The organism is Pseudomonas sp. H3_A02, assembly GCF_054671965.1.
This window is the reverse complement of record NZ_CP162807.1, coordinates 61,457-87,971: the sequence shown is the minus strand read 5'-3', so window position 1 is coordinate 87,971 and position 26,515 is coordinate 61,457. Positions and strand designations below refer to the sequence as shown.

Sequence of the window (26,515 nt, the reverse complement as noted above, 5' to 3'; positions counted from 1 at the left end):
CAATGCCGCGCACGCGCTCGCCTGTGATTTGGCGTTCAACCCAACTAATCACTCAACTAACAAGAATAAAAAAACATGAAAAAGACACTCGTCGCGCTGTCCCTCACTTCCTTGTTCACTTCAGTCGTTGCCGTGGCCGATACCGGTTATATCAACGTACGCCATCAATATGCGGAAAAAACCCGCATGCACGCCGACCGTGCCAAGTTTGGTATTCGGCTGGATAACGGCGTGGGTCTGGAAGGTGAACTCAAATACAAGACCGCCGGTGACCGGCAAGACGTCGCCTTCGACAACACCGTCGGCAGTGGTCATGAATTTACCGTCAACTACCAGCACAAGCTCAATGACCGCTGGACGCTGACGCCTTCGTTGGCCCTGGACAGCGATGAGGAGTCCACCACCTACAAAATGGGCCTGCGCCTGGGTTACCGCGTGACCAAGGAGCTGAGCATTGCCGGTCGCTACCGTTTTGATTCAGCCAAGCTGGACCGCGACCAGATCGACCGTGACGTGCCGGATAATGGGCAGGACGATCAGAAGGTCAACCGTTACGATGTTTATATCAACTATGGTCCTCAAGGACCGTGGGCCTATGAATATCAATTGACTTACTTCGATGCCGACTACATTCGCTATAACGGCGGTACCGACGACTATGAACAGAATGCCGTGGTCAAATACCAGTGGGATAAACGCTGGGCGCCGTTCTTTGAAATCGGTGATATTAAAGTCAATTCGGTCGACAGTGATCGCCAGTTGCGGTTGCGGGTCGGTGTTAAATACAGCTTCTTCTAAGTTGTGTGAACACTGGGATCAAAAACTGTGGGAGCGAGCTTGCTCGCGATAGCGGTCTGCCTGTGCCGATGATGTTGGATGTATCGCCGTCATCGCGAGCAAGCTCGGCTCCCACAGAAGCAGTGCGGGTTATTCGTTGTAGAACGCCTGCCGTTGTTGGGTTTCACACAGGCGCATGCGGCTGTTGCTCAAATGCAAGTACATGGCCGCCCGCGCCGCGTCGACATTGCCGCTGGCGATGGCGTCGAAGATCTGCTGGTGTTCGGCGTTGATCCCCTGAAGGTAAGCACTGCGGTCACTTTGCCCGGAATAGGCGGAGTTCATGCGCGTGCGCGGGATCAGCTTCGTGCCCAGATGTTTCATGATATCGATCAGGTAGTAATTGCCGGCGGCCTTGGCGATTTTCAGATGGAACTGGAAATCGGCATTGATGGTGGTACCGGATTTTTCCGGCCCTTGCAGCAACGCCTCCAGCGCCTGGGCCAATTCGGCCTGCGCTTCAGGCGTTGCGCGCTCGGCGGCCATGCCGGCGGCCTGGACTTCCAGGCTCAGGCGAAATTCCAGCAGGTTGAGCACATCCGACAACGTGGCAATCGTCGCCGGCCCCAAGGTGAAGCCCTCCGGCGCCGGCATGTCGAGGACAAAGGTGCCGACGCCATGCCGCGTCTCCACCAGCCCTGCCGCCTGCAAGCGCGACAGCGCCTCACGCACCACCGAACGACTGACGCCTTCGGCCTCCATGATATGCACTTCGGTAGGCAGCTTTTCGCCGCACTTGAGGATGCCGTCGCGCATGCGCTGGGCAAAGCGGTCGACCAGGGTTTCGGCGAGGCGGCGCGGCTTGTTCAGTGGAGATAACGCTTGATCCGTCATCGGCGTGCTCTAGTGTGATCAGCGGGCATTATAGTGAGTTTTGGCGCAAGGTCGCGGCTATAATGCCGCGATCGTCTGGCTTTAATGGATAGGTGCAATGGACCGTGTCACACCCGATCGACGCCTGAGCATGACCCAGCAACTGGTGGTCGACCTGACGCAACAGATACTGGCCGGCGAACTGCCCGCGGGCAGCAAGTTACCCACCGAACAGGTGATCATCAAGGAACGCGGCGTCAGTCGAACTGTGGTCCGCGAAGCCATGTCGCGGCTCCAGGCAGAAGGTTTGGTGGAAACCCGTCACGGCATCGGCACCTTCGTGGTGGACACCGCGCGCCCGGGGGATTTCCAGGGCAGCAAACACGTCAAGGGCGGCGCCTACGATGCGCTGGCCGTCATCGAACTACGCCTGAGCCTGGAAGTGGAAGCCGCCGGCATCGCCGCACAACGCGCCACGCCGGAGCAATTGCAGGCGATGCGTGAAGCGCTCGACGCGGCGAATGCTCTTGATACGACGGATGAAGAAAGCGCCCGGGTCGATTTCGACTTTCATCGGCAGATCGCCCAGTGCACCGGCAACAGCTTTTTCATCGACGCCATGGGCCATGTGGGCAATACGTTGATCGCGGTAGTGCAACAGGCCGGGCCCGCGGTGACGGGTGAAAATCGGACATTGGTGGTGCGTGAGCGGGAGCAGATCTATGCCGCATTGGCGCGGCATGATGCGCAAGCGGCGCGGGCGTCGATGCGGTTGCATTTGATCAATATGCAGCAGCGGGTTCGGGGTGTGGTCGAAGTGACGGCGTAATGACCTCCACCGCAGCCCCTGTGGGAGCGGGCTTGCTCGCGAAGACGGCGGCACATTCAACATCACCGGCCAGACAGACCGCTATCGCGAGCAAGCTCGCTCCCACAGGGGCCGCAGCCGCCAGTTGCAGCTCAGGGTTCCAGCGCCGGCCCCTTCAACTCGATCTGATTACCGTCCGGATCGAAGCAGTAAATCGACCACCCCTTGCCCTCCGCGCCATAGCGCATCTGCGCCTTCTCGACGGTCAGGCCGGCTGAGGCCAAATGCGCGAGGAGGGCTGGTTCATCAAACGGCTCGATACGCAGGCAGAGGTGATCGACATTGTGCCCCTGCTTACCGGCTGCCGGCCCACCCTGGCGACCGAGAGGCCCGTCGACGGCAACCAGGTCAATCATCGAAACACCGGTGCCCAGATGCACCATGCCAAGATCGTCCCGGCGCTTCTTGAGTTCGCAACCGAGCACCAAGGTATAGAAAGCGAGGCTGCGCTCGATGTCTTTTACCCGCATGACGATGTGGTCAATACGTTGAATCGTGAAGTTCTTCATAGGGGCCTCATGTGCTCAGTGATGGACGCTTAGGGTGACTTCACCTTAGCTATTCATGCTGGAATGTCGTCGCACAGTTCATCCACGGCTGTCGACCCGTTACCGGTATCCTGCTGGCTAAAGTTCATCGACATGAAGTCGATAGGGTCTTTCTGGAAGAGTGCGCACCCATCAGCGCCTCGTTATGACAAGGATAGGGGCAATGGACCAAAAAGTCGGTACAACGGACGAGAAACAGAAACTCGCCTCATTCCAGCCGGATATCTACGCGGCCCTCAAGTTGATGGCGGAGCATTGGGGCCTGATAGGAAGCCTCGGCGCCTTGCTCAGTGCAGTAGTCAGTTTCGGGATCTTGATGACCTATGCAAAGGCGATCGACAGAATCGACCTTTTACCCCTGGTCTTCGACAAGCAGCTCTCGGCATTGCTTCCTTGGATGGGGATGGTCGCCTTTGTCCTGTTTCTTTATATGGTGGTGATGGGCGTCACTACGCTGTTTTACGCATTAGCCGTGTCGATGTTCAACCAAACGCCGAACCTCAGGCCAACAATTGCGTGGTTCTTTTTCTGGGCGGCGGTGGTTGGCTCCTTGATCATCGTCGCCTTCGCGTTTCAAGGACCCGAGGTCGGCCATCCCATTGTCGCTTGCGTGATTATCTTGGGCATGAGCGCCGTCATGGGGGCGTCGTTGAAATCAAAGAAATTTCGAACGGCGCTGGAACTGGTGTCCCTCTTCAGTAACTTGAAGAAACTTGGGGTTTGGTGGCATCAGGCTGGCATATTCCTATCTGCCTACTTCGTTTTGATGGTTGCCGTTTTCGCTGCCGTCTACCCGATGTTGATATTGCTGAAGTCTTACACCGGCAAAGACACCCCGGAAGTCATCACGACACTGATGATCATTTCCATGGTGGCGGTGGTCCTCTTGTTCTTGCCAGCCCTGATCTTTTTTGTGAGCAAAAAACATATCGTCACGCGAGGACTATTGTCGGTCGGATCGGCGTTGCTGGTGACCCTAGTCATCGTCGCCATCTATCCGGGTGCAAGTTCCACCGTAGTGTTCAAGGCAGCCGGAATGATGGGCGTGCGCGAGACGACTCCACTCAAATATCGTTTGTTGAAAAACTTCGAGTCCAAGGACTTTGATCCGGCGAGCTGGGGAACGGTAGAGGCGAGCCAGAACCTCCCGGTTGTAAAAGCCTTTCCGCTCTTCTCGCTTGGTGACGTTCTGCTTCTGTGCCCCAGTGGTTTGAGTGGTACACGGTTGGGCGAATGGCCGCAACATTCACATGCCTGCATCGTCACCCAACGCAGTGATGTCGTGATATTGCCTGGCTCGGGAGACGTACCCAAGCCAGCGTAAGAGGAGCAAACTTGTCAGAAAACTGCGCCCGAGTCTTGATCACGCCTGGCGCGGAGTTGATCGCCTCAGAAACTCCACACGCTATCAGGGCTTCTGATACCGTGCAAAAAACATGATCTGGAGAAAGGCATAAGCATGAAGGCTCCACGCATCTTTCTGATCCACGCGACGGCATTGGCAATCGAGCCCATAGCGGCGGCTTTTGCCCGGCACTGGCCGCAGGCGCAGATCATCAATCTGCTCGAAGACTCACTGCCCGGGGATCGGGTGGAAGAGGGCGAATTAACCACGAGTATGAAGGCGCGTTTCGTGACGCTTTCCCACTACGCGGTACAAAGCGCAGCGGATGCCATTCTGTTTACCTGCTCGGCGTTTGGCGATGCCATCGACCTGGTTAAACCCCAGGTGGCCATTCCCGTGCTCAAGCCGAACGAAGCCATGATCGACCTGGCGCTGAGCCAGGCATCGCGCATTGCTGTGCTGGCAACGTTCGAGCCCACTATTACCTCGATGATGCCCGAGTTCAAGCAAGCGGCAGAGCGCAGTGGCTGCGCGGTGGAAGTCGTGCCCTATTTCGTTCCGGGCGCATTGCAGGCGCTGAAAGAAGACAACCCGCAAGCCCATGATGCCGCCATCGTGGAAATGTCCGCCCGGGTCGAGGGCTGCGACCTGATTTGTTTCGCCCAGTTTTCGATGACCAGTGCCGCCGGGCAAGCTCAGGCTCGTTCCGGTCTGCCGGTATTGACCACGCCCGACAGTGCAGTGCTGGCGCTGCGCAAGTTGCTTCAAAACGGATGATTTCGTTTCTTCCCAGGATGGATGATTTACCCAATGCCCAAGTTCAACGCTCATCTCGGTTTTCAATTCAATGAAGTGCCGTTTCTACAACGCATCGAAGCCGCCGCTGCTGCGGGGTTTCGTGCGGTGGAATTCCCATCGCCCTATGAATTCGACGCCAGTCTTCTGGCTGATCACCTGACTCAATACAGCCTGCCGCTGATCCAGTTCGCCGCACCGGCTGGCGTTACCAAAGGCATCGCTGCCTTACGGGGCAAGGAAGAGGAGTTTCGTAGCGGGCTGCTCCAGGCCGCTCGTTATGCAAAAGCGTTGGCGTGTTCGGATGTCCACATCATGTCGGGCGTTACGACGCAGGATGACGCAGCGCCTATCTTCGCAAGCAACCTGGAGTACGCAGTCAAATACTTCGAAGACCAGGGTTTGCGACCGCTCATCGAAGTCATCTGCACCCAGGAAATGCCGGACTATTACATGTCTGACTTCAGCAAGGCGCAACAGGTGCTGGAGACCTTTCCGAGTGTTGGGCTGATTCTCGATCTTTACCATGCCCAACTTCTGACTGGGGATGCAGCGGATAGCCTGGCTCGGTTTTATGACAGAACTGTCCATGTGCAGATTGCTGACTGCCCGGGGCGTCATGAACCGGGGACGGGGAATATGGATTTTGCGGGCTTGTTCGCAGACTTGGAGCGGCGTGGCTACCAAGGGTGGATCGGCTGTGAGTACCGTCCCACCGGCTCTACCGTGGCAGGCCTTGATTGGATCAAGCAGTTCAGTGCCTGACAAACAGCTAAGCAGGCCTCCAACCCCCTGCGGGAGCGAGCTTGCTCGCGATAGCGGATTCACAGTCAACCAATCTGCTGGCTGATACGCCGCCATCGCGAGCAAGCTCGCTCCCACAGGGGCTGCGTTCGATGTCTTTTACCCGCATGACGATGTGGTCAATACGTTGAATCGTGAAGTTCTTCATAGGGGCCTCATGTGCTCAGTGATGGACGCTTCGGGTGACTTCACCTTAGGTCAGACGGTTGCCGGCTGCGCCGAGCTAATGGGCTTTTCCATCAAGCGCAGCTCTGGCTTATCTTGCCTGGGCCCGATATCAGCCCAACCATGGTGACGATAAAACCGCGCCGCCCTCGGGTTCGTTTCGCTCACCGACAATCTCATCCGCTCGCAGCCCAGCCCTGCAAGAAAGTGGGTCGCATAAGCCAGCAGCAACTTCCCAGCGCCGCGTGATCGCCATTCAGGGGTGAGATAGAAAAAGTGGATGTAACCCACTGCAGGTTCTGTCTTCAGCAGCGACATCTCTATCTGCCCCACGATCCGTGTTTCATCCCAGGCATGGACAACGCTGCCAGGAGCCTCGGCTGCTTTTTCTTGCAGCGACTGAAGGTATCGCTGCCTACCATCGGGGTCGTGAAGCTGTTGTGCAGAACCAAACGCACACAGCAGCATGTCCTCAAAGAAGCGCACGCAAAGATCGCTGTCCTGATTGAGGTTAACCGGACGAAAGCTCAGCAGAGCGTCTGACGCATTTCCTATAACCATTTGGGCATGACTCAGCGTCTCTAGAAGTCACTATCATTGACCAACCGATCACCCACGGACATCCACACCATGAAAAAACAAGAACAAGACAACCTCATCCAAACCCTGCAAACCCGCTTCGAACAAAACCTGAACCGTCACCCAGACATCCCCTGGGCCGACGTCCAGACCCGGCTCGAACACCACCCCAATGCCCTGAAATCCCTCCAGGCCATGGAAGTCTCCGGCGGCGAGCCAGACGTGATCGACTTCGACCCGAAGACCGGCGCTGTCACCTTCTGCGATTGCGCCAAGGAGAGCCCCACCGGACGCCGGAGCCTTTGCTACGACCGCGCGGCCCTGGATGCGCGCAAGGAGAACAAGCCCAAAGGCAGTGCCATCGAAATGGCCGAAGCGATGGGCATCGCCCTGCTGACGGAAGACCAGTACCGAGCGCTGCAAACCCTCGGCGAGTTTGACGCGAAGACGTCCAGTTGGCTGGCAACCCCGCCAGAGCTTCGTTCGCTCGATGGGGCGATTTTTGGCGACTACCGGTATGGCCGGGTGTTCATCTACCACAATGGCGTGCAGTCGTATTACGCGGCGCGCGGGTTTCGCGGGTTGCTGCAGGTTTAAAGGGAGACCCGCACCTGTGGCGAGGGGATTTATCCCCGTTGGGCTGCGTAGCAGCCCCAAACCCATCCACCGCGGTGCACCAGGAAAAACGGCGTCGGCAGGTTTTACGACTGCGGCGCAGCCGAGCGGGGATAAATCCCCTCGCCACAAGGGACTTGTGTGCTCGAAGGATCGTGGCGGGGCAAAACCACCTCACTCAAAAACCAAAACCTCACTTCCCTTGGCCTCAACCATCTCGCTAAACCCCGGCAAGCGCGCCACAAACTCCGTCTCAAACGCCAGGTAGCGATCCTGCGCCGGCACATAACGGACATCCGGCTTGACCCGCGCAATGTCCTTGGTCGACAGCTTCACCACCTCATGACTCTCTTGATTCCAAAACCACGCCAGCGTCTGTGTGCCAAAGGTGTTGGCGCGGTAAGTCCACACCCACCAATCCCCATGCCCCCGGGCAACATGCAACTGCCCATGAAAGGTGCGCAACGTGATGACTTGCTTGGGCTGGGTGACGAGCAGGCGTGTGTCCTGGCGCAGTTCACTGCCGAAACCGTCCAGCGTCGCCTTCGTCTTGGCGCCGGTCATGAAGTTGAAGCGCCAGGCCAACAGCACGGTTTCCTGATAACCCGAATGCTCAACGTTCTGCCGCGCGCCTTCGCTGAACAGCAAAACCTCATCACCCCCCAGGTACGCGGTTGACGTCCGCAGCTTATAGGCCTCAGCGGGCATCGGTTTGGCGACGATGGACTGGTGCGGCGGGTCTTGATGCCAGACCCAGCACTTCGGGCCGTTGTGCTGCATGAACAACAAGCGGCGCGGGCCGATGGGCAGGATTGTCAGTTCATCCGCAAACTCGAAAATCACCTCGCTGCTGTCTGCCGTGATCCGCCAGATCCGTGTCAAATGCTCAGGTTCATAGAGGCGCTGACGTTCGAATATCTGCGAACCCACCACCACGCAGGGTTGTTCAAACTCCGGCCATTGCACCCCGGCAGGCCCGAACGCCGCGATCTCATCGCCTTGCCGAATTTCGTACTGGTAGCGGTCGTCTGCACTGTAATCACCGCGTATGACCCGACGTTTCCACAGGCTGCGCTGGGCATCGGCATCGATGAGCTGCAAGTCCGCACCGTCCACGCCATCGGTGCGGTGTTCGAGCATGTCCTGCTCGGCGGGCGGCCATTGGTTGTAATCGATCAGAAAGCACAGCCACTGGTCTTCGTCCTGCTCAGTGATGGCGGCCCAACCGTTGCGGTAGTTGTACTCATGCACATAGGTGGCGCCGGGGTAGTCATGGACTTCCTGCAGCCACTTCACTTTGCCGCGCTTGGGTTTGGCCGGTTTGCGTTCGACGGCGGCAGGTTTCGGCGGCTCGATCAAGCTCGCCGTAAACCTCGGCTCGCCGCGCTGGGCTTGCCAATGCTGGGCAAACGCCTCGCGCTGGCCGACCGGGACAATCACCGGCCGATAATCATCGCCACCGGCATCCAGGTTCCACAAGTCATAACCCTGACCGGCCAACACCGGCGCCAGCGCCTCGAAGCAGACCTCGGGCATCTCGTTGGACAGCTCATCCAACAACGCCTCGAACCCCGGGCCGGCAAACACACCGACGTCGGGATAGTAGTGCTGCAACAGCCCGAGCAAATCGCCGCCCGGTGTTTTCCAATCGATATGAACCAACGGATCGAATTGCGATTGCATCACGCCTGTCTTCCTTGTGGTTTCTCTGCGCGCCATCTTAGCCGCACACCCTCCCAAAAAGACAACCACCGTCCCCTGGCCGGGCACAGACCATTGTGGGAGCTAGCTTGCTCGCGATAGGGCCAGGTCAGGCAACCTCAATGGCGGCTGGTTTACCGCTATCGCGAGCAAGCTCGCTCCCATAGGTAGTCCAGTGACTCAACGCTCCGGAAACTCAGACAAATAACAAACCGGTGAACTCGCGTCCGCCCGTTTCTCCACCTCATCCTCCAACCACTGCGCCAACACCACCGCATTATTTTCAACCGTCGACTTGGCCGCATACACCAACGTCAGCGTCCCATTGCGCGCAATATCCACCAGCTTCCACCAATGCTCCGGTCGTCCCGCCAGCTCTCGCCGGTACGCCCCACTGAACTCGGCAAACGAAACCGTCCCCGCCTTGAACGCCTTGCGCAACTCATGAGAAGGCCCGACCTCCGGCAGCCACTCCGTAATCGCCAGCGCATCCTTGCGGCAATTGCGCGGCCACAAGCGGTCCACCAGAACCCGTACGCCATCCTCGGCGCTCGCTGTTTCATAGGCGCGTTTGCACTGGATCATCGAAGCCTGCCTGTCGAAGTGAGACCGCCTGAGCATAGGTCGCCCACGACGAGGCGACCAGGATTGATCCGCCGCACTTCACCCACCCATCGTAAAAAAAAATTCATCGGATCCCTTCAATCAAAAGCCCTAGGCGCTCAAGCAAAAGCGCGACCCGTAAGCCGCAGAGATGATGGCGCGGAGCACTGTGGGATTTTCGAGCCGCCATCCGTCCGGATGCGGTTTTCCATTTGATTTGTCGACAGCGAACCGCCTGGTCGTCATGGCGCGACCCGCCGCATTAGGGATGAGTGAACAAAAATGAATAGAGCTTACCGAGTCGTCTGGAATGCCGTGATGGGCGCGTGGCAGGTGGCATCCGAGTTGGTCAAAAGCCAGGGCAAAGACAAAAGCCGTCAATCCCTCAGCCTCGTCATCGGCGTGAGCAGCGGTGTTTTCGCCTCGGTCGCCGCGGCGGGAGGGTTGCCTTCCGGCGGCAATATCGTGGCGGGTAATGGCAGCGTTCATCAGAACGGCAACAACATGGCCATCCACCAGGGCAGCGATAAGCTCGCCATTGACTGGCAGAGCTTTTCCATCGGCAAAGGCAACACCGTCCAGTTCGTCCAGCCTGGCGCGGCGTCCGTCGCGTTGAACCGCGTGTTGGGCTCGGATGTGTCGGTGATCCAGGGCGCACTGAAAGCCAACGGCCAAGTGTTCCTGGTCAACCCCAACGGCGTCCTGTTTACGCCCAGCGCGCAGGTTGATGTCGGCGGCCTGGTGGCTTCCACGCTCAACTTATCCACAGAAGACTTCCTCGCCGGCAACTACCGTTTCAGTGGCGACAGCGCCGCCTCGGTGGTCAACCAAGGCAACATCAATGCCGCACAGGGCGGCACCATTGCCTTGATCGCGGCGAAAATCGTCAACGAAGGCACCATCACCGCGCACAAGGGCAATGTGCTGCTGGGCGCCGGCCGTGTCGTGACGCTCGACTTGGGCGGGCCGGTGCAATTGGAAGTCAAAGAAGGCGCGCTCCAAGCGTTGATCGAAAACGGCGGGGCCATTCGTGCCGATGCCGGCCGAATCCTGCTGACCGCCCGTGCCGCGGAAACCCTGGCGAGCACCGTCATCAACAACACCGGGCTGATCGAAGCCCGTTCCCTGGATATCGGTGAAAACGGCCTGGTCACGCTGATGGGCGACCAGGGCGGTGTGCAAGTCGCTGGACGTATCGATGTGTCCTCCGACACCGCCAAGGGCGGCAAGATCGTCGTGACCGGGGATCGCGTGGCGATCAACGGCGGCGCCGAGCTCGACGCTACCGGCGCCAAGGGTGGCGGCGAGATTTATGTGGGCGGTAGCTGGCAAGGCAAGGACACGTCGATCAAACAGGCCAGCCAGACCACCATTGCCGCCGGTGCCGTGCTCGATGCGTCGGCGACCGACAACGGCAAGGGCGGCACCGTGGTGGCTTGGTCCGATGTCAAGAAACCGGGCAGCGTGACCCGCGTGGACGGCACATTGAAAGCCACCGGCGGCGCCAAGGGCGGCGACGGCGGCAAGATCGAGACCAGCGGCGCGAAACTGGCGGTGAGCAAAGCCGCCGACGCTTCGGCTAAAAACGGCAAGGGCGGCTTGTGGTTGCTCGATCCGGACAGCGTCACGGTGGGGCCGGGTAACGGCGGGTTGACCGGCGGCACCAATGGGACAGACGCCACGGTTGGCTTCAACGCGATCGACACGGCCCTGGCCGGCGGCACCGATGTCGCGATCAAGGCCGACAACAGTATCCACTGGAACGGCGACTACACCCCGACGAGCATCAGCGGCGAGCGGACGCTGACCTTGCAGTCCGGACACAACGACGTTGGAACGGGCCGCTACGTCTTCGGCAATATTTTCCTCAACGGTGACATCGACGCCAGCGGCGCGGGCAACGGCAACAGCCTGGCGTTGATCTTCAACGGCAAGATGGCGCTGAACACCGACGTCAGTTTGAAGAGCAACGGCGGCAACATCGTGTTTGCCGGCGTGGTGGATTCCGATGCGGTGGCCAACAACCGCCAACTGCGCGTCGACGCCGGTTCGGGCTCGATCATCTTCAGCGACATGGTCGGCGGTAACAGTGCGCTGGGTGCTCTGTACGCGACCACCAGCGGCGCCGGCAAGACGTTTATCAACGGCGCGAAAGTCTTCACCAGCGGCGAGCAGGTCTACACCGGGGCCGTTGAGCTGGGCACTTCGCAGTTCCTGAACGCCGACTTCGAAAACGGCCTGGTCGGGTGGAAGACCTCCATCGCCCAGTTCTTCACCGGCGTCACCGTGGTCGATGGCGTGGTGTCGCCTGATGACCCGACGCTGCCGACCACATCGCCAACGAACGGCAACCCACCGAGCGTTTCGCCTGGCGACCAAGGCGACATGAACTACAAACCCCTCACCCCGGTCGCCGCGGCTGGCCAGGGCAAGGACGGCGGCGCTGCGCTGCTGCTGGGTACCGAGAACAACTCAAACTGCCTCAACGCACCCGCCGGCTGCATCATGCGCGGCCCTTCGGTGGTGAGTGAAGGCACGGTCTCCCTGGCGGCGGGGGAATCGGTCAGTTTCGATTACAAACCGGTCGCGGGCGGCGATACCTACGATGTCTTCGGCTATCTGTTGAACGTCAACACCGGCGAATACCAAATCATCCTGAACGAAACGGGTAACGGTACCGGCGCGGTGAATTGGCAGACCCATACGGCAACGGCTGATAGGGCCGGCACGTACAAGTTCGTGTTCGTCTCGGGCAGTTTCGACCAGACCGCGGGCAAGCAGGTCGGCGGCTCGCTGTACGTCGACAACATCAAGACCAACACCTCGGGCAGCAAGGGCCTGCAAGGCAGTTCCATCACCTTCAACGGCAGCCTCAACAGCACCGACAACAACCTGGCCATCAAGGCCGACGACATCAACTTCAACGGCGGCGCCGGCAGCGTCACCGGCAACGGTTCAATTGCCCTCGAGACCAACACCCCGAGCAAAGACATTGCCGTGGGCGGCAGCACCGGCGATGCCCCTGGTTCGTTGGAACTGACCGGCACCGACATCAACGCCTTGGGCGATGGGTTCTCCTCGGTCAAGATCGGTGGCGCGGACATGACCGGTGACATCAGCATCATCGAAGCGACCCGGATCAACGACAACCTCATCCTGGATGCCGGTACCGGCAACATCCACATCAATGACCAACTGACCGTGGCGGACGCACCGGGCACCGGTAACGATGACAACAAACCGGCGCCGGTCCTGGCGTTGCAAAGCAATGGCGGCAAGATCGACCAGACCGCCGGCGGTGCCATCGTCGCCGATGGCCTGGTGCTGCTGGGTGACGGTGCCGTGCATGACCTCGACGACGCGGCCAACGACGTCAACACGATCGCCAGCGACACCGGCACGGTGAGCTTTGCCGATGTCGATGACCTGACCGTCGGCGTTGTGACCATTCCCGATAGCCAGACCCCGGCAAACCCCCAGGGCGTGCCGGTCGCCGGCATGACCCAGACCGGCGACCTGAACCTGGTCGCGGATACACTCACGGTCGGCCAGGCCCTGCTCACCCAAGGCGATACCAGCCTGAGCGCCGATGAAATCGACCTCGCCGCGAGCGTTGCCGGTAGCGGCAGCCTCACGCTGAAGCAGAAGACCGATGGCCTGGATATCCACCTGGGTGGCAGCGATGACCCGGAAGTGACCGGGCCTAACGATCCGTTGGTGCTGTCTGACGCTGACCTGGCGAATATCCAGGATGGCTTCGACAAGGTCGCCATCGGTAACGACAAGACGCGCAACATCACCGTCGACGATGAAGGCGCAACGTTCAAGGACGATCTGGCCCTGATCGCAAACGGCGTCCTGAACCTGCTGGGCGATCTGGCGCTCAAGGACCCTGAAGGCACCGACGAAGACGGCACCACCGGCAAGGGCCTGACCCTGAGCGTCGACGCGGGCAAAGGTGCGACCCAGGCAACAGGCGCGACCATCACTGCAGACGAGCTGGCCTTGCGCGGCGAAGGTGATTTCAATCTGGGCAACGGCGGGCATGACGTAGGTGTCATCGCCGCCGATGTCGGTAGCCTGAAATTCGCCGGCAACGGCAACCTGACAGTGGGCGTCGTGGACGGCACCGTGGGAATCACCTCCGATGAGGCGGTCACCCTGAAAACCGATCACGACCTGACGCTGGTAAAAGGCATCACCATCGAAAATGGTCCACGGGATGACGCCGGTCAGGGCCAAACCCGTGCCGACGACATCATCACCCTGGAGGTGGCGGGCAAAACCACTCAGTCCGGCGACGCCGGCGCCAAGCTCGATGCCAGCGGCCTGGTGCTGCTGGGCGGCAATTACGCGCTGGGCAACACCGGCAACGTGATTGGCGATATCGCCAGCGAGGCGGGCAAAGTCCAGTTCAACAACAGTGGGGACCTCAAGGTGGGCTCGCTGACCGCGACCCATGCCGACGGCACCCAGACCACCCTCACCGGCGTGAACAACACTGGCGATGTGAGCATCGGCACCCAAGGCAATCTGGCGATCAACGAAGCGCTGGGCACCAGCGGCAACGTGTTCCTCAACGTCGACGGCAAGACCAGCCAAAATGCCAAGGGCAACATCACGGCTGACGGTTTGGCCCTCAACGGCGGCGACTTCGAGTTGCGCAACAACGGCAACGTGGTGGGTGATATCGCCAGTGAGGCGGGCAAGGTTGCGTTCAACAACACTGGCAACCTGAAGGTCGGCACGCTGACCGAAACCGATGGCGACGGCAACGTGGTCAAGACCACCACCGGCGTGAACAACACCGGCGACGTGAGCATTGGCACCGTCGGGGATCTGGCGATCAACGAAGGGCTGGCCACCAGCGGCAACGTGTTCCTCAACGTTGATGGCAAGACCACTCAGGACGGCAACGGAAACATCACCGCCGACGGCCTGGCCCTCAACGGCGGCGACTTCGAGTTGCGCAACAACGGTAACGTGGTGGGTGACATCGCCAGCGAGGCGGGCAAGGTCGCGTTCAACAACACCGGCAACCTGAAGGTCGGCACGCTGACCGAAACCGATGGCAACGGCAACGTGGTCAAGACCACCACCGGCGTGAACAATACCGGCGACGTGAGCATTGGCACCGTCGGGGATCTGGCGATCAACGAAGGGTTGGCCACCAGCGGCAACGTGTTCCTCAACGTCGACGGCAAGACCACCCAAAATGCCAAGGGCAATATCACCGCTGACGGTTTGGCCCTCAACGGCGGCGACTTCGAGTTGCGCAACAAAGGCAACGTGGTGGGCGACATCGCCAGCGAGGCAGGCAAGGTTGCGTTCAACAACACCGGTAATCTGAAGGTCGGCACGCTGACTGAAACCGATGGCGACGGCAACCTGATCAAGACCACCACCGGCGTGAACAACACCGGCGACGTCAGCATCGGCACCGAGGGCAACCTGGCGATCAACGAAGGGCTGGCCACCAGCGGCAACGTCTTCCTCAATATCGATGGCAAGACCACCCAGGACAGCAACGGCAACATCACCGCCGGTGGCTTGGCCCTCAACGGCGGCGACTTCGAGTTGCGCAACAACGGCAACGTGGTCGGCGATATTGCCAGTGAGGCGGGCAAGGTTGCGTTCAACAACACCGGCAACCTCAAGGTCGGCACGCTGACCGAAACCGATGGCAACGGTAACGTGGTCAAGACCACCACCGGCGTGAACAACACCGGCGACGTGAGCATTGGCACCGTCGGGGATCTGGCGATCAACGAAGGGCTGGCCACCAGCGGCAACGTGTTCCTCAACGTCGACGGCAAGACCACCCAAAATGCCAAGGGCAACATCACGGCTGACGGTTTGGCCCTCAACGGCGGCGACTTCGAGTTGCGCAACAAAGGCAACGTGGTGGGCGACATCGCCAGCGAGGCGGGCAAGGTTGCGTTCAACAACACCGGTAATCTGAAGGTCGGCACGCTGACTGAAACCGATGGCAACGGCAACCTGGTCAAGACCACCACCGGCGTGAACAACACCGGCGACGTGAGCATTGGCACCGTCGGGGATCTGGCGATCAACGAAGGGCTGGCCACCAGCGGCAACGTGTTCCTCAACGTTGATGGCAAGACCAGCCAAAACGCCAAAGGCAACATCACCGCTGACGGTTTGGCCCTCAACGGCGGCGACTTCGAGTTGCGCAACAACGGCAACGTGGTGGGTGATATCGCCAGCAAGGCGGGCAAGGTCGCCTTCAACAACACCGGCAACCTGAAGGTCGGCACGCTGACCGAAACCGATGGCAACGGTAACCTGGTCAAGACCACCACCGGCGTGAACAACACCGGCGACGTCAGCATCGGAACCCAAGGCAACCTGGCGATCAACGAAGCCCTGGGCACCAGCGGCAACGTGTTCCTTAACGTCGATGGCAAGACCACTCAGAACGCGAAGGGCAACATCACCGCCGACGGCCTGGCCCTCAACGGTGGCGACTTCGAGTTGCGCAACAACGGCAACGTGGTGGGTGATATCGCCAGCAAGGCGGGCAAGGTCGCGTTCAACAACACCGGCAACCTCAAGGTCGGCACGCTGACTGAAACCGATGGCAACGGCAACCTGATCAAGACCACCACCGGTGTGAACAACACTGGCGATGTGAGCATCGGCACCCAAGGCAACCTGGCGATCAACGAAGCGCTGGCCACCAGTGGCAACGTGTTCCTCAACATCGATGGCAAGACTACCCAAAACGCCAAAGGCAACATCACCGCCGATGGCCTGGCGCTCAAGGGCGGTAATTTCGACCTGCGCAACGCCAGCAACTGGGTCGGCGATATCGCCAGCCGCGCGAAGGATGTCAGCTTCGTCAACCGCAGTGACGTCACCGTCGGCAGGCTGACCGAGACGGCACTGGACGGCACCCAGCTGGATCAGATCGTCGGCATTGGCAACACCGGCAAAGTCCAAGTGGTGACGACCACCGGTCACATCACCCTGGCCGAGAATGTCAGCACCACCAGCAACGCCTCCGATGCGATCGTGCTTAACGCCGGTCAATCCGCTTCGGCAGGCGTGGCTGCGGGCGGCGACGTGAAGGCTGGCGCGGGCGTGACGGTGTCCACCGGCGCCGGCGGCCGGGCGGTGATTTACACCGGTAGCCTCGCTGGCAGCACCCGCGTGGTGGATGTGGTCGGCAGTGGCAGCGGCAATTTCCGCTACAACAGTGACGAGCAGCAGAGCAATTTCGGCAGGGCGTTGGGCAGCACCGGTGTTCATGCCGTGTACCGCGAGCAACCCGTCCTGGTGGCGTCCACGAACGGTTCGACCACCCAGACCAAGCCATTCGATGGCCAAACCACGTTCAACGGTGGCGGTATAGCCGGTTATGACGCCAATGGTCTGTGGAACGGCGACACCAAGCAGATGCTCGGCAACCCACTGTACTCGGTTGGGACGCAAGGCCCGGGCTCGCACCTGATCAACATCGGCGGGCTGGCTGACCTGGGTTACCTGATCGTGAGCAACCCGGCCAACGCCAACCTGACCGTGACACCGTCCGTTGATTACGACGCCGTCCGGCAGAGCGTCGCCGATGCAACCCGCGTCGGCGCGCAGGTGACTTCGCCGCATGCGCCGGAGCTCAACCCGGCCCAGCCGAAACCGGCTGACTGGTCTGACTACGGGGTCGACGACGGTGGTTTGTTGCTGGTGGACCAGGGCGGCACTCGTGCGAACGGCGCTGGCAATGGCGACGGCGATTCGGCTGCCCAGGCCGAGAGCGCCGACAGCGAGCGGGAACTGGCCGGGAACGTCTGCGCCGATGGCGGTGTATCGGGTGGAAGCGCCTGTGCGGCCTACCCGCCGCAGACCGTATTCGTGGTGCGCGGTGGTGTGCGCTTGCCGAGTCTGGCCATGCGTCCCTGATCCCTGACATCCACCTTTTCATTTGAAGGAGCCCCTTGGCCGCGTCCCCGGACGCGGTCATGGGCTCAGGCAACCCGCATTATTCGAGACTTATCCAATGCATAACAAACTGATGTCCTGCGCCGCTGGTCTGGCGTTGTTGTCCACCTCCCAGGCCTGGGCGGCGACCCTGCCGACACGCCCGATCCCCGACGCCGGCCGTATCCTGCAGGAACTGCCGATTCCTCAGCAGGAACTGCCGCAAAGCATTCGCCTGGATGTAGAGGCACCGCAACCGGCCCAGGAAAAAGTCGGCGGCGCCAAAGTCCAGCTCAACGCCGTCCGGTTCACCGACAACACCCGCATCGACGAGGCCAGCCTGCAACGCGTCGTCGCCCCGGCCATCGGTCAGGCCCTTGACCTGGATGAGCTGCGGGAAGTGGCCCGGCAGGTCACGCTTTACTACCGCGAGCAAGGCTACCCGTTTGCCCGTGCCTACTTGCCGGCCCAGCGCATGGCCAACGGCGAGCTGACCATTGCGGTCATTGAAGGCCGTTATGGGAAAGTCACCGCTGCCACCGACGATGCGAAACTGGCTGCGCAGGCGCAGCCCTTCCTGGACGACTTGAAGCCGGGCGAGGTGATCGAGCGTGACCGGCTGGAGCGCAGCATATTGGTACTGTCTGACTTGCCGGGCGTGGCTGTTCGCCCGGTTATCCGGCCGGGGGAGGCGCTCGGTACGGGCGATCTTGATGCCAAAGTGAGCAAAACCGAGGCCTTTGAGGGCAAGGCCACGCTGGACAACCATGGCAACCGCTATTCGGGGCGCAACCGCCTGACGGTACAAGGTGACTGGAACAGCCCGTTAATGCTGGGCGACAGGCTCAGCGCCGCGGTGATGGCGACCGATGAGGAACTGTATTTCGGTAGCCTCGGTTACTCGATGCCATTGGGCACGTCTGGCCTGCGCGGCAACGTGGGTTACGCCCAAAGCGCTTATGACCTGGGCGCCGAATTCGCCGACCTGGGGGCAACCGGCACCGCCGAGGTCAGCAGCATCGGCCTGAGTTATCCGCTCCTGCGCAGTAACCAGGCGAACGTCATGTTGGCCGGGCAATACCAGCACAAGGACCTTGAGGATAAGTACGAAGTGCTGGGTCTGAGCTTTGAAAAAAGCAGCAACACGCTGCCCATCAGCTTGCAATTCGACGTGAGGGACACCTTGTTCGGCGGCGGCATCACCTACGGCGGCGCGACGCTGACCTACGGCGACCTGAAACTGGATTCGGCCCTGCGCGAGGGCGACCGTCAGACCGCCCAGACCGAAGGCCAATTCAGCAAAGTGAACGTCGACCTCGCCCGTCTGCAAGCGCTGCCCGCCAACTTCACGCTCTTCGCCCGCGTTCTCGGGCAATGGAGCAACGACAACCTCGACTCGTCCGAAGATTTCAGCCTCGGCGGCATCGATGGCGTGCGGGCTTATCCCCAAAGCGAAGCCTCGGGCGACGAAGGCATGCTGACCCAGATCGAACTTCGCTACCCGATCGACAAACTCACGCCTTACCTGTTCTGGGATGCCGGTAAAGTACGCATCAACCACAACGAGTGGGCCGATGAGAAAAATACCCGCAGTATCTCCGGCGGCGGTGTGGGGTTACGCGCTCAATACGGCCAGATTTCATTCGACGCAACAGTCGCGTGGCGCCACTCCGGCGGTGAAGCGCAAAGCGATACCCGCCAGGAAAACCCTCAATTGCTGGCTCAGATCGGTTACCAGTTCTAACCGGTTCAAGGCCAGCTAACGGTGGTACTGCTGTCCATTTAAGGTAAGGAGTTAAACCCTGTGGCGAGGGGATTTATCCCCGCTGGGCTGCGCAGCAGCCCCAAACCAGGCTGGGTTCGCTGCTTTGGGGCCGCTTCGCAGCCCAACGGGGATAAATCCCCTCGCCACGGTTGGAGTGAACAGCATCAACCGCGTGGGTCGGCTCGTCTGGATTTTTCAGGCGCAGCCACCGCTTGTTCCATATCCCCCACCACACGCCTCTGCGTCCCGTCCATAACATCCCGCAGGTCGGGATGACCGTTTATCGCCCATTAAAAATTTGATAGCTTCAGTTCTCGCCTGATCTGCCGTTATATCGACTTGTTGCCGGCCCGATATGTGATTCTTGCCTGGCAATTTCGCGACAGTGACCTGGCTAAACACAACAAGAGACCTGGCGAATGGACAACGGACGATACGAAAGGCAAGCAGCGACGGCGGGGGGCGTGGCGGCGTCCGAGCTGTTGCCGCATATTCTGCTGATCGACGATGTCCCTGAAGACATCCGCGCCACGCTCGTTCTGTTGAAATCACAGCCCTGGCGCATTTCCCTGGCCAGCGACGCCTATCAAGGCTATCAACGCGCACTGGCCCTGCGTCCGGACCTCATCGTCCTGGATGTGCACATGCCGCAAATGGACGGTTTCAGCCTCTGCCGGCTATTGCGCGAGGCACCGGCCACCCGGCATGTCCCGATCCTGTTCCTGTCGTCGGCCAATACTTCCTTGGAGCGGCTGGAGGGGCTGACCGTGGGCGCGGTGGACTACATTCCCAAATCCTGCGCCCCCGAAGAAGTGCTGGCGCGTATCAAGATCCACCTGCAATTGACCTGGCGCGCGCCACCGGCCGTCCATGAAAGCCCGGCCGATCCGGAGCCCCAAGGCGATGAGATCGTGCTGCGCGCGGCGATGCGACTGATCGAAAACCAGCTGGACGACATGCCGTCCCTGGGCATGCTCGCGCAAAAAGTCGGCACCCATGAAAAACGCCTCACCGCCATTTTTCGCGAACACCTGGGGATGACCGTGTTCGCCTACATTCGCGACGCCCGATTGCGGCGCGGCCAGGATCTGCTCTGTGAAAGCGCCATGAGCGTGCAGGACGTTGCCGAACTGGTGGGCTTTCGCAACGCCTGCAATTTCACCACGGCCTTTCGACAGCGAATCGGCATGACACCCAGTCAGTTTCGCCAGCAGACCCTGGGCATCGCTGAAACCGAGTCGGCCGGGCGCGCCTGATGCGGCTCCTACCGTTTTTATTGCTGACGATAGCGTTGTTATCCACAGGCTCGCTGCACGCCGCGCCTGTGGATATCTGCCGGGCTGACCACCAGGACTTGATGCCCGCGATGCAAGTTTTCGAAGACACCCAGGCCAGCCTGAGCCTGGAAGACGTCGCCCAACTGCCTGACACGCATTTCAACCCCGCAACCCCAAGCTGGCCGACCCAAGGCTACAGCCGCTCCGCCTTCTGGCTGAAAGTGCCGCTCACCAACTCAAGCGCTGTGGCGTGTTCGCGCCTGTTGGTGATCGGCGCGCCGCGCCTGGAAGACATCCGCGTCTACCAACCGGGACGTGTTGCCCACGGCGGAGCCGCCTATCCCTTGGTTGAATGGCTCCAGCCGGCGGCGCGTCAGCCGGCGTTCCCGGTCTCGGTGGCGGCGGGGGAGAGCGTCACGGTGTTCGTCCGCGTGGCGAGCAATTTCCAGATGTTGCTGGAGCCAGAACTCTGGTCCGAACCCGCGCTGCTGCGTAGTCAGCAACAGACCTACCTGAGCGACGGACTCACCCTCGGCATTGTCCTGCTGGTCGTCCCGTTCGGCTTCATCGTCGGCTGGATCCTTCGTTCCCGACTGCTCACCGTGAACGCCGGCGCGGTCTTCAGCTACATCCTGCTGACCTGCATCCTCAACGGCTACCTGATCTACTGGCCCACGGCGCTGGGCTGGACACGGGAGCTGCTGACCTGCGCCAGCGCGGTCTCGTTCGTGCTGTTCCTGGCCTACTTCCGCGTGCTGTTGCAGGTGTCCCTATTGCCTCGGGTCATCGGCTGGAGCTATTGGCTGCCGCTGTTGGGCTGTGTTTTCGGCCGACTCTGGTGGCTGAAAATCGATCCCGTCCAGGGCGCACAGATCGTCCAGATGTCCCTGCTGAGCTTCTACGGCGTACTGCTCGCCACGCTGTTCATGGCCTGGCGCAAACGACTGAGCTACAGCTGGATGGCCTACCTGGTGCCGGGCCTGTTGCTTGCACAACTGCTGATGCGGCTGTTTTTCCCCCAGGAACAATTGCCCTGGCAATCGCCGGAAACGAAATACAGCCTATCGTCCACCTTGGCGGGCGTGGTGTTGCTGGTGTGCACGTTGATCATGGAAGTCAGCCGCAGTCGCCACCGCGAAAAAAACGCCCTGTCCACCCTCGAACAACAACGCCAAGCCGAGCACGAACGCCTGGAAAGCACCGTGGCGCTGCGCACCTCGCAGCTGCGCGAATCCCTGGCGGCCCGCAGCGCGTTGATGGCGCGGATCAGCCACGACCTGCGCTCGCCGCTGGTGCGCATCATCGACTACGCGCGCCTGCTGCACACCGGCCCCAACCGCGACTATCCAGCCACGATCGAGCGCAACGCCCGCCAGCAACTGGAGCTGATCGACGAAATGCTCGAGTTCTCCCGTGGCGAGCTGGAGCAGATGCAACTGACCCTTGCGCCGGGCTACCTGTACGGCTTCCTCAAGGAGATCGCAGACGAAGCGGGCTTTCTCGCCGCGCGCCAGGGCAACACCTTCAAGGCTGTGCTGGCGGATGACTTGCCGCCACTGGTGGAGGCCGATTTCAAACGCCTCCGGCAGATCCTCATGAACCTCCTGGCCAACGCGGCAAAATTCACCCGCCACGGCCAGATCCGTTTCGAAGTGAGCGCTCATCCGGGGACGACCGCCGACGCCGTGGAACTGCGCTTCAGCGTGATCGACAGCGGTATCGGCATCGACCCACAAGAATTCGAACAACTGCTGCAACCGTTCCGCCGCGGCCGCAATGCCCAGCGTTACGAAGGCAGCGGGCTGGGCCTGTCCATCGTCACCCAACTGCTGGAACGCATGGACAGCCGCCTCGAACCCCAAGCCACGGGGCAGGGCAGCCACTTCAGTTTTCGCCTGCAACTCAAATGTGCCGAAGAACACGACCTGGAAAACGGCATCGTCGACAACAACGTCACGCCGCTCGACGGCCAGGGCAAACACGTCCTGCTGGTGGACGACATCGAGCAAAACAGCGAATGGCTCTACGACTTGCTGGCCGGCTACGGTTTCGACGTGAGCATGGCGGCGAACGGCGAAGACGCCTTGGCCTGCCTGGCTGAACAGCCTATCGACCTGCTGATCAGCGACCAAATGATGCCGGGCATGGACGGCTGGGCACTGCTGCGTCAAGTGCGCGAGCGTTGGGATCACCTGCCCGTGATCCTTTACTCCGCGGTCCCGCCACGCCGGCCGGAGAACTACCCAAAGGACCTGGCCTTCGACGCGATATTGCTCAAACCCGCCGACAGCCGCGAATTGCTGGCCTGCGTCAAGACACTGGCCTGCTGCCCGGACACGGTGCGTCGCGAAATGGCTCGGGAGTTCTAGCATGCCGGGTTTGGGGTACCGCTTGTTCTTGCTTGGCAGCCTTTCGGCACTGCCTTGGGTGTCGGTCCAGGCCGAACAAGCGGCGCCCAGCGCCCTTACGCTCGACGCAACCACCGTCACCGCTCGCCGCCGCGAGGAAGACCCGCAAAACGTACCGATCCCGATCAACGTCCTCTACGGCGATCAATTGGACGAAGCCGGCCTGCACCGGCTGCAAGACATCCAACAACGCGTGCCCGGCCTGATCGTGTCCGGCCACGACGCCCGCTACGCCGGCTTCGGCCTGCGCGGCTTCGGCGCGACCGCCTACAACGATGGCTTGGAAGGCAGCGTCGGCACCTACGTTGATGGCGTCTACCAGGCGCGCCAGGGCATGGCCTTCACCGAATTGATGGACATCGAACGCATCGAAGTGCTGCGCGGACCCCAAGGCACTTTGTTCGGCAAAAACACCACCGCCGGCGCGCTGAACATCATCACCAAACAACCGACGTTCCAGCCCGAAGCCAACCTCGAAGCCAGCTACGGTGAGCGCGGTTTGCGCGAATATCGCGGGACGATTTCCGGGCCGCTGCAAGACGACGTGCTCGCCGGCCGGCTCAATGTCTTTGACAGCGCCACCGATGGCGCCGTGGAAAACCTGCAAGACGGCGCCCGCCTCGGCGACGCCGACAGCCAAGGCCTGCGCGGCCAACTACTGTGGACGCCGAACACCGATTTCAGCGCCCGCCTGATCGCCGACTATGCCGAGCAAAACGAAGCCGGCAACGTCCTGCTGGTCAATCACTACAGCTCCCAGACCCGCAAGCGCGCCCAGTTCCTCGGCTATCCGCTGACCGAGCCCGACCCCTACAAACGCGAGTCCCGCATCGACGCACCGGGTCATCCGCAAACCCTGCAGAACGGCGTGTCACTGGAATTGAACTGGGACCTCGACGAGGCGATGCGCTTCACCAGCATCACCGCTTACCGCGACTGGGACTACCGCGCCACCCGCGACAGCGACAGCACCGCGCTCTCAGTGGCCCAATCCGAAACCGAGCTGGGCCATCGGCAGTTCAGCCAGGAATGGCGCCTGTCCGGCACGGCCGGCTCGTCCGTCGATTATGTCGCCGGCCTCTACTACCTGCGCCAACAGCTCGACCGCCAGATCGACACCGAATTCGGCAAGGACGCCGCGCCCTGGTTCGTCGGCGATCAACTGGCGCAATTGCAAAAGCTCTACGGCATCACCTTCACCGATCCGAGGCAGGTGCCAGCCATGCTGCTGGACGGCACCCGGCAACGTTACGACGGCGAGCAGAAGGGCGACAGCCGGGCCATTTTCGGCCAGCTCTCCTGGCGCCCGATTGACCCGCTGGAACTCACCGGCGGCCTGCGCTACAGCCAGGAACGCAAGGACGGCTGGATCTCCCGCGACGCCAGCAACCTCACCCCGCTGACCGGCTTGCCACCGGTGTTCCAGGCCGGTGGACAATTGCTGCGCGACATCGCCCTCGGCGGTGGTTACTACCGCGAGGATTCGATAAAAGAAAACAACGTCTCCAGCCTCCTCAGCGCCAGCTACCGTTTCAGCGATGCGGTAATGGGCTACGTCAGCTGGTCGCGGGGCTACAAGGCCGGCGGCATCAACTTCGACGTGGTCGGCCCGTTCACCGCGCCCACCTTCGAGCCCGAGCGGGCCACGTCCCTGGAACTGGGCATGAAGACGCGCTTCTGGGATGAGCGCGCCTTGCTCGACCTCGCCGTCTACCAGACCGACGTCGACAACTACCAAGCGCTCACCTACAGCCCGCCCACGTCCGTGTTCGCGCCGCCGCTGCGGGACAACCTGATCAACGTCGGCAAAGTCCGCCTGCGCGGTATCGAACTCGATTCCGCCTGGCAACTCACCCCGCGACTCACCGGGCGCCTGGGCCTGGCCTGGAGCGATGCGCGCTACCGCAGCTTCCCCAACGCACCGTGCCCACCGGCCTCGGGCCAATGGACCTGCGACCTCAGCGGCGAGCGCCTCTACAACGCCCCGGAATGGAGCCTCAGTAGCGGCCTCGACCACACCCACCCGCTGCCCTACGGATTGGAAGCCTTCAGCGGCATCGACTACAGCTTCCGCACCGGCTACTCCGGCACCCTCGAAGGCGGTGAAGGCAGCTACCAACCCAGCTACGGCCTCACCAACCTGCGCCTGGGCCTGCGCAGCCAGGACCGCGCCTGGGAAGTGGAAGGCTGGGTGCGCAACGTCTTCGACCGTCAGTACATCACCGCCGTGTATTCACTGCTCGGCGCCGGCGACTACGGCGTCATGACCGGTAGCGAACGAACCGTCGGCACCACCGTCAGGCTTCGCTATTGAGGGAAATAAACCGCGTCGGACAAAACGCCAAACGGTTACCGCCGGCCTTTTTTGACAGATACATGGCCTGATCCGCCTTGCTGATCAGCCCATCGACCTCATGCCCATGCTCAGGATAAAACGCCACCCCGATACTCGCGGCAATCTCCACCGTCTGCGCACCAATCAAAATCGGCGCATTCGCCGCCGCCAGCATCCGCTTGAGCAACGGCTCGCTGTCCTCCACCGCCTGCAACCCCACCAGCCCCGCGACAAACTCATCACCCCCCAGCCGCGCCAACGTATCGCCCTCACGCAACGTCGCATTGATCCGCGCCGCGACAATCTGCAACACCCGATCCCCCCAGTCATGGCCATAACTGTCGTTCAGCGCCTTGAACCCATCCAGGTCAATAAACGCGATCGCCACCTTCTGCTGATGAATACGCGCCTTGCCCAACGCCTGACGCATCCGCTCGGCCAACAACAACCGATTGGGCAACTGCGTAAGCGCGTCATACCGGGCATCACGCTCAAGTAACTGCAGCCGCTGCTTCATCTGCGTCATATCGCCGAGCAGCGCCACATAGTGCTGAACATTGCCGTGCCGGTCATGCACCGCACTGACGCTGATCCGCGACGTCATCTCCCGACCATCCTTGTGGCTGCTTTGGATTTCGCCGGACCAATGCCCGTGAAAATCCAGCGCATTCTTCATCGGCGCATAAAACGCTGTGAGCCGACGGACCATGCGATGGGCGTTCAGCTCGCGGCCCTCTATCTCTTCCTGCCCGTAACCGGTGAGCCGGGTGAAGGCCTCGTTCACGGCGATGACCCGGCCGAAGGGGTCGACCAGGATGATGCCTTCGCGGGCGTGGCTGAATACGGTGGCGGCCAGTTCTGGGCAGACGGTATTGAGGCGACGGTCCAGCGTGGCTTCGTCACGGGTGGTCGGCCATGTATTGGAATCGAAGCCTTGTTGGGCCAGGTAGCCGGCCAGGGAGGACAGCGCCTTGTGCAGGCGGGTCAGGGTATGTGTGGCGAGCTTGGAGTTGAGGCAATAGCTCCGGATGACGGTGCGTAGGTTCATGGGGGGTACACGGTGCTCGGTTGTAGCGGTAGGGGTGAGTGAGGAGGGCATTATCGAGGTGGGGATGGGTG

Annotated in this window: 17 protein-coding genes; 11 read left to right on the top strand and 6 right to left on the bottom strand. The window is 61.1% G+C overall.

The annotated features are described in order from the left end of the window. Positions 1-75 precede the first annotated feature (75 nt). The gene (locus AB4N80_RS00410; RefSeq protein WP_122568844.1) at positions 76-798 is read left to right on the top strand and encodes an oligogalacturonate-specific porin KdgM family protein; all 723 of its coding nucleotides are present in this window, start codon (positions 76-78) and stop codon (positions 796-798) included. Between the two features lie 129 nt (positions 799-927). On the opposite strand, the gene AB4N80_RS00405 is transcribed toward AB4N80_RS00410, so the two are convergent. Next, positions 928-1,671 (bottom strand): FadR/GntR family transcriptional regulator, encoded by a 744-nt coding sequence (locus tag AB4N80_RS00405; protein ID WP_122568843.1) that lies wholly within the window; start codon positions 1,669-1,671, stop codon positions 928-930. Positions 1,672-1,768: 97 nt separating this feature from the next. On the opposite strand from AB4N80_RS00405, the gene AB4N80_RS00400 reads away from it, so the two are divergent. Next, the gene (locus tag AB4N80_RS00400) at positions 1,769-2,479 is read left to right on the top strand and encodes a FadR/GntR family transcriptional regulator (RefSeq protein ID WP_122568842.1); all 711 of its coding nucleotides are present in this window, start codon (positions 1,769-1,771) and stop codon (positions 2,477-2,479) included. Positions 2,480-2,610: 131 nt separating this feature from the next. On the opposite strand, the gene AB4N80_RS00395 is transcribed toward AB4N80_RS00400, so the two are convergent. After that, positions 2,611-3,027 (bottom strand): VOC family protein, encoded by a 417-nt coding sequence (locus AB4N80_RS00395; RefSeq protein WP_122568841.1) that lies wholly within the window; start codon positions 3,025-3,027, stop codon positions 2,611-2,613. 202 nt (positions 3,028-3,229) lie between these two features. Between AB4N80_RS00395 and AB4N80_RS00390 the strand changes: the two genes are divergently transcribed. From AB4N80_RS00390 to AB4N80_RS00380, 3 genes are all read left to right on the top strand, one after another. After that, a complete protein-coding gene (locus AB4N80_RS00390; protein WP_460080187.1) occupies positions 3,230-4,390 on the top strand; it encodes a hypothetical protein in 1,161 nt (386 codons plus the stop codon). A 135-nt stretch (positions 4,391-4,525) separates the two neighbouring features. Then, entirely contained in the window at positions 4,526-5,188 is a 663-nt protein-coding gene (locus tag AB4N80_RS00385) for an aspartate/glutamate racemase family protein (protein WP_122568840.1), read from the top strand. A gap of 33 nt (positions 5,189-5,221) precedes the next feature. After that, positions 5,222-5,971, top strand: a complete 750-nt coding sequence (locus AB4N80_RS00380; protein WP_122568839.1) for a TIM barrel protein — start codon at positions 5,222-5,224, stop codon at positions 5,969-5,971. A gap of 237 nt (positions 5,972-6,208) precedes the next feature. Here the strand turns inward: AB4N80_RS00380 and AB4N80_RS00375 are convergent, their stop codons facing one another. Beyond that, positions 6,209-6,736 (bottom strand): GNAT family N-acetyltransferase, encoded by a 528-nt coding sequence (locus AB4N80_RS00375; RefSeq protein ID WP_122568838.1) that lies wholly within the window; start codon positions 6,734-6,736, stop codon positions 6,209-6,211. A gap of 69 nt (positions 6,737-6,805) precedes the next feature. On the opposite strand from AB4N80_RS00375, the gene AB4N80_RS00370 reads away from it, so the two are divergent. Further along, positions 6,806-7,351 carry a DUF4256 domain-containing protein gene (locus AB4N80_RS00370; RefSeq protein ID WP_460080181.1) on the top strand — a complete coding sequence of 182 codons (546 nt, stop codon included), beginning with the start codon at positions 6,806-6,808 and terminating at the stop codon, positions 7,349-7,351. A 192-nt stretch (positions 7,352-7,543) separates the two neighbouring features. Here AB4N80_RS00370 and AB4N80_RS00365 read toward each other — a convergent pair whose 3' ends face one another. Both AB4N80_RS00365 and AB4N80_RS00360 read right to left on the bottom strand, forming a co-directional pair. Continuing rightward, on the bottom strand, positions 7,544-9,052 hold the full coding sequence (locus AB4N80_RS00365) for a hypothetical protein (RefSeq protein ID WP_354337235.1): 1,509 nt from the start codon (positions 9,050-9,052) through the stop codon (positions 7,544-7,546). A 198-nt stretch (positions 9,053-9,250) separates the two neighbouring features. Further along, the gene (locus AB4N80_RS00360; RefSeq protein WP_122568906.1) at positions 9,251-9,655 is read right to left on the bottom strand and encodes a DUF488 domain-containing protein; all 405 of its coding nucleotides are present in this window, start codon (positions 9,653-9,655) and stop codon (positions 9,251-9,253) included. 300 nt (positions 9,656-9,955) lie between these two features. On the opposite strand from AB4N80_RS00360, the gene AB4N80_RS00355 reads away from it, so the two are divergent. The 5 genes from AB4N80_RS00355 (at position 9,956) to AB4N80_RS00335 (ending at position 25,375) form a co-directional block, all read left to right on the top strand. After that, a complete protein-coding gene (locus AB4N80_RS00355; RefSeq protein WP_460080177.1) occupies positions 9,956-17,593 on the top strand; it encodes a two-partner secretion domain-containing protein in 7,638 nt (2,545 codons plus the stop codon). 97 nt (positions 17,594-17,690) lie between these two features. Then, the gene (locus AB4N80_RS00350) at positions 17,691-19,355 is read left to right on the top strand and encodes a ShlB/FhaC/HecB family hemolysin secretion/activation protein (protein WP_460080175.1); all 1,665 of its coding nucleotides are present in this window, start codon (positions 17,691-17,693) and stop codon (positions 19,353-19,355) included. Between the two features lie 440 nt (positions 19,356-19,795). Beyond that, positions 19,796-20,632, top strand: coding sequence for a response regulator transcription factor (locus AB4N80_RS00345; protein ID WP_305469796.1), 837 nt, complete (start codon positions 19,796-19,798; stop codon positions 20,630-20,632). A 110-nt stretch (positions 20,633-20,742) separates the two neighbouring features. Next, positions 20,743-23,022: a hybrid sensor histidine kinase/response regulator gene (locus AB4N80_RS00340; RefSeq protein ID WP_460080171.1), complete on the top strand. Its 2,280-nt coding sequence runs from the start codon at positions 20,743-20,745 to the stop codon at positions 23,020-23,022. 1 nt (position 23,023) lies between these two features. Then, positions 23,024-25,375, top strand: coding sequence for a TonB-dependent receptor (locus AB4N80_RS00335; RefSeq protein ID WP_122568834.1), 2,352 nt, complete (start codon positions 23,024-23,026; stop codon positions 25,373-25,375). On the opposite strand, the gene AB4N80_RS00330 is transcribed toward AB4N80_RS00335, so the two are convergent. Next, a complete protein-coding gene (locus tag AB4N80_RS00330; RefSeq protein WP_122568833.1) occupies positions 25,359-26,444 on the bottom strand; it encodes a sensor domain-containing diguanylate cyclase in 1,086 nt (361 codons plus the stop codon). The two genes, AB4N80_RS00335 and AB4N80_RS00330, sit on opposite strands and share 17 nt — an antisense overlap. Positions 26,445-26,515 lie beyond the last annotated feature (71 nt).

Bases quoted from the DNA above. Each gene is read 5' to 3' on its own strand.
- AB4N80_RS00410 (WP_122568844.1), top strand. From the start codon at position 76: ATGAAAAAGACACTCGTCGCGCTGTCCCTCACTTCCTTGTTCACTTCA.
- AB4N80_RS00405 (WP_122568843.1), bottom strand. From the start codon at position 1,671: ATGACGGATCAAGCGTTATCTCCACTGAACAAGCCGCGCCGCCTCGCC.
- AB4N80_RS00400 (WP_122568842.1), top strand. From the start codon at position 1,769: ATGGACCGTGTCACACCCGATCGACGCCTGAGCATGACCCAGCAACTG.
- AB4N80_RS00395 (WP_122568841.1), bottom strand. From the start codon at position 3,027: ATGAAGAACTTCACGATTCAACGTATTGACCACATCGTCATGCGGGTA.
- AB4N80_RS00390 (WP_460080187.1), top strand. From the start codon at position 3,230: ATGGACCAAAAAGTCGGTACAACGGACGAGAAACAGAAACTCGCCTCA.
- AB4N80_RS00385 (WP_122568840.1), top strand. From the start codon at position 4,526: ATGAAGGCTCCACGCATCTTTCTGATCCACGCGACGGCATTGGCAATC.
- AB4N80_RS00380 (WP_122568839.1), top strand. From the start codon at position 5,222: ATGCCCAAGTTCAACGCTCATCTCGGTTTTCAATTCAATGAAGTGCCG.
- AB4N80_RS00375 (WP_122568838.1), bottom strand. From the start codon at position 6,736: ATGGTTATAGGAAATGCGTCAGACGCTCTGCTGAGCTTTCGTCCGGTT.
- AB4N80_RS00370 (WP_460080181.1), top strand. From the start codon at position 6,806: ATGAAAAAACAAGAACAAGACAACCTCATCCAAACCCTGCAAACCCGC.
- AB4N80_RS00365 (WP_354337235.1), bottom strand. From the start codon at position 9,052: ATGCAATCGCAATTCGATCCGTTGGTTCATATCGATTGGAAAACACCG.
- AB4N80_RS00360 (WP_122568906.1), bottom strand. From the start codon at position 9,655: ATGATCCAGTGCAAACGCGCCTATGAAACAGCGAGCGCCGAGGATGGC.
- AB4N80_RS00355 (WP_460080177.1), top strand. From the start codon at position 9,956: ATGAATAGAGCTTACCGAGTCGTCTGGAATGCCGTGATGGGCGCGTGG.
- AB4N80_RS00350 (WP_460080175.1), top strand. From the start codon at position 17,691: ATGCATAACAAACTGATGTCCTGCGCCGCTGGTCTGGCGTTGTTGTCC.
- AB4N80_RS00345 (WP_305469796.1), top strand. From the start codon at position 19,796: ATGGACAACGGACGATACGAAAGGCAAGCAGCGACGGCGGGGGGCGTG.
- AB4N80_RS00340 (WP_460080171.1), top strand. From the start codon at position 20,743: ATGCAAGTTTTCGAAGACACCCAGGCCAGCCTGAGCCTGGAAGACGTC.
- AB4N80_RS00335 (WP_122568834.1), top strand. From the start codon at position 23,024: ATGCCGGGTTTGGGGTACCGCTTGTTCTTGCTTGGCAGCCTTTCGGCA.
- AB4N80_RS00330 (WP_122568833.1), bottom strand. From the start codon at position 26,444: ATGAACCTACGCACCGTCATCCGGAGCTATTGCCTCAACTCCAAGCTC.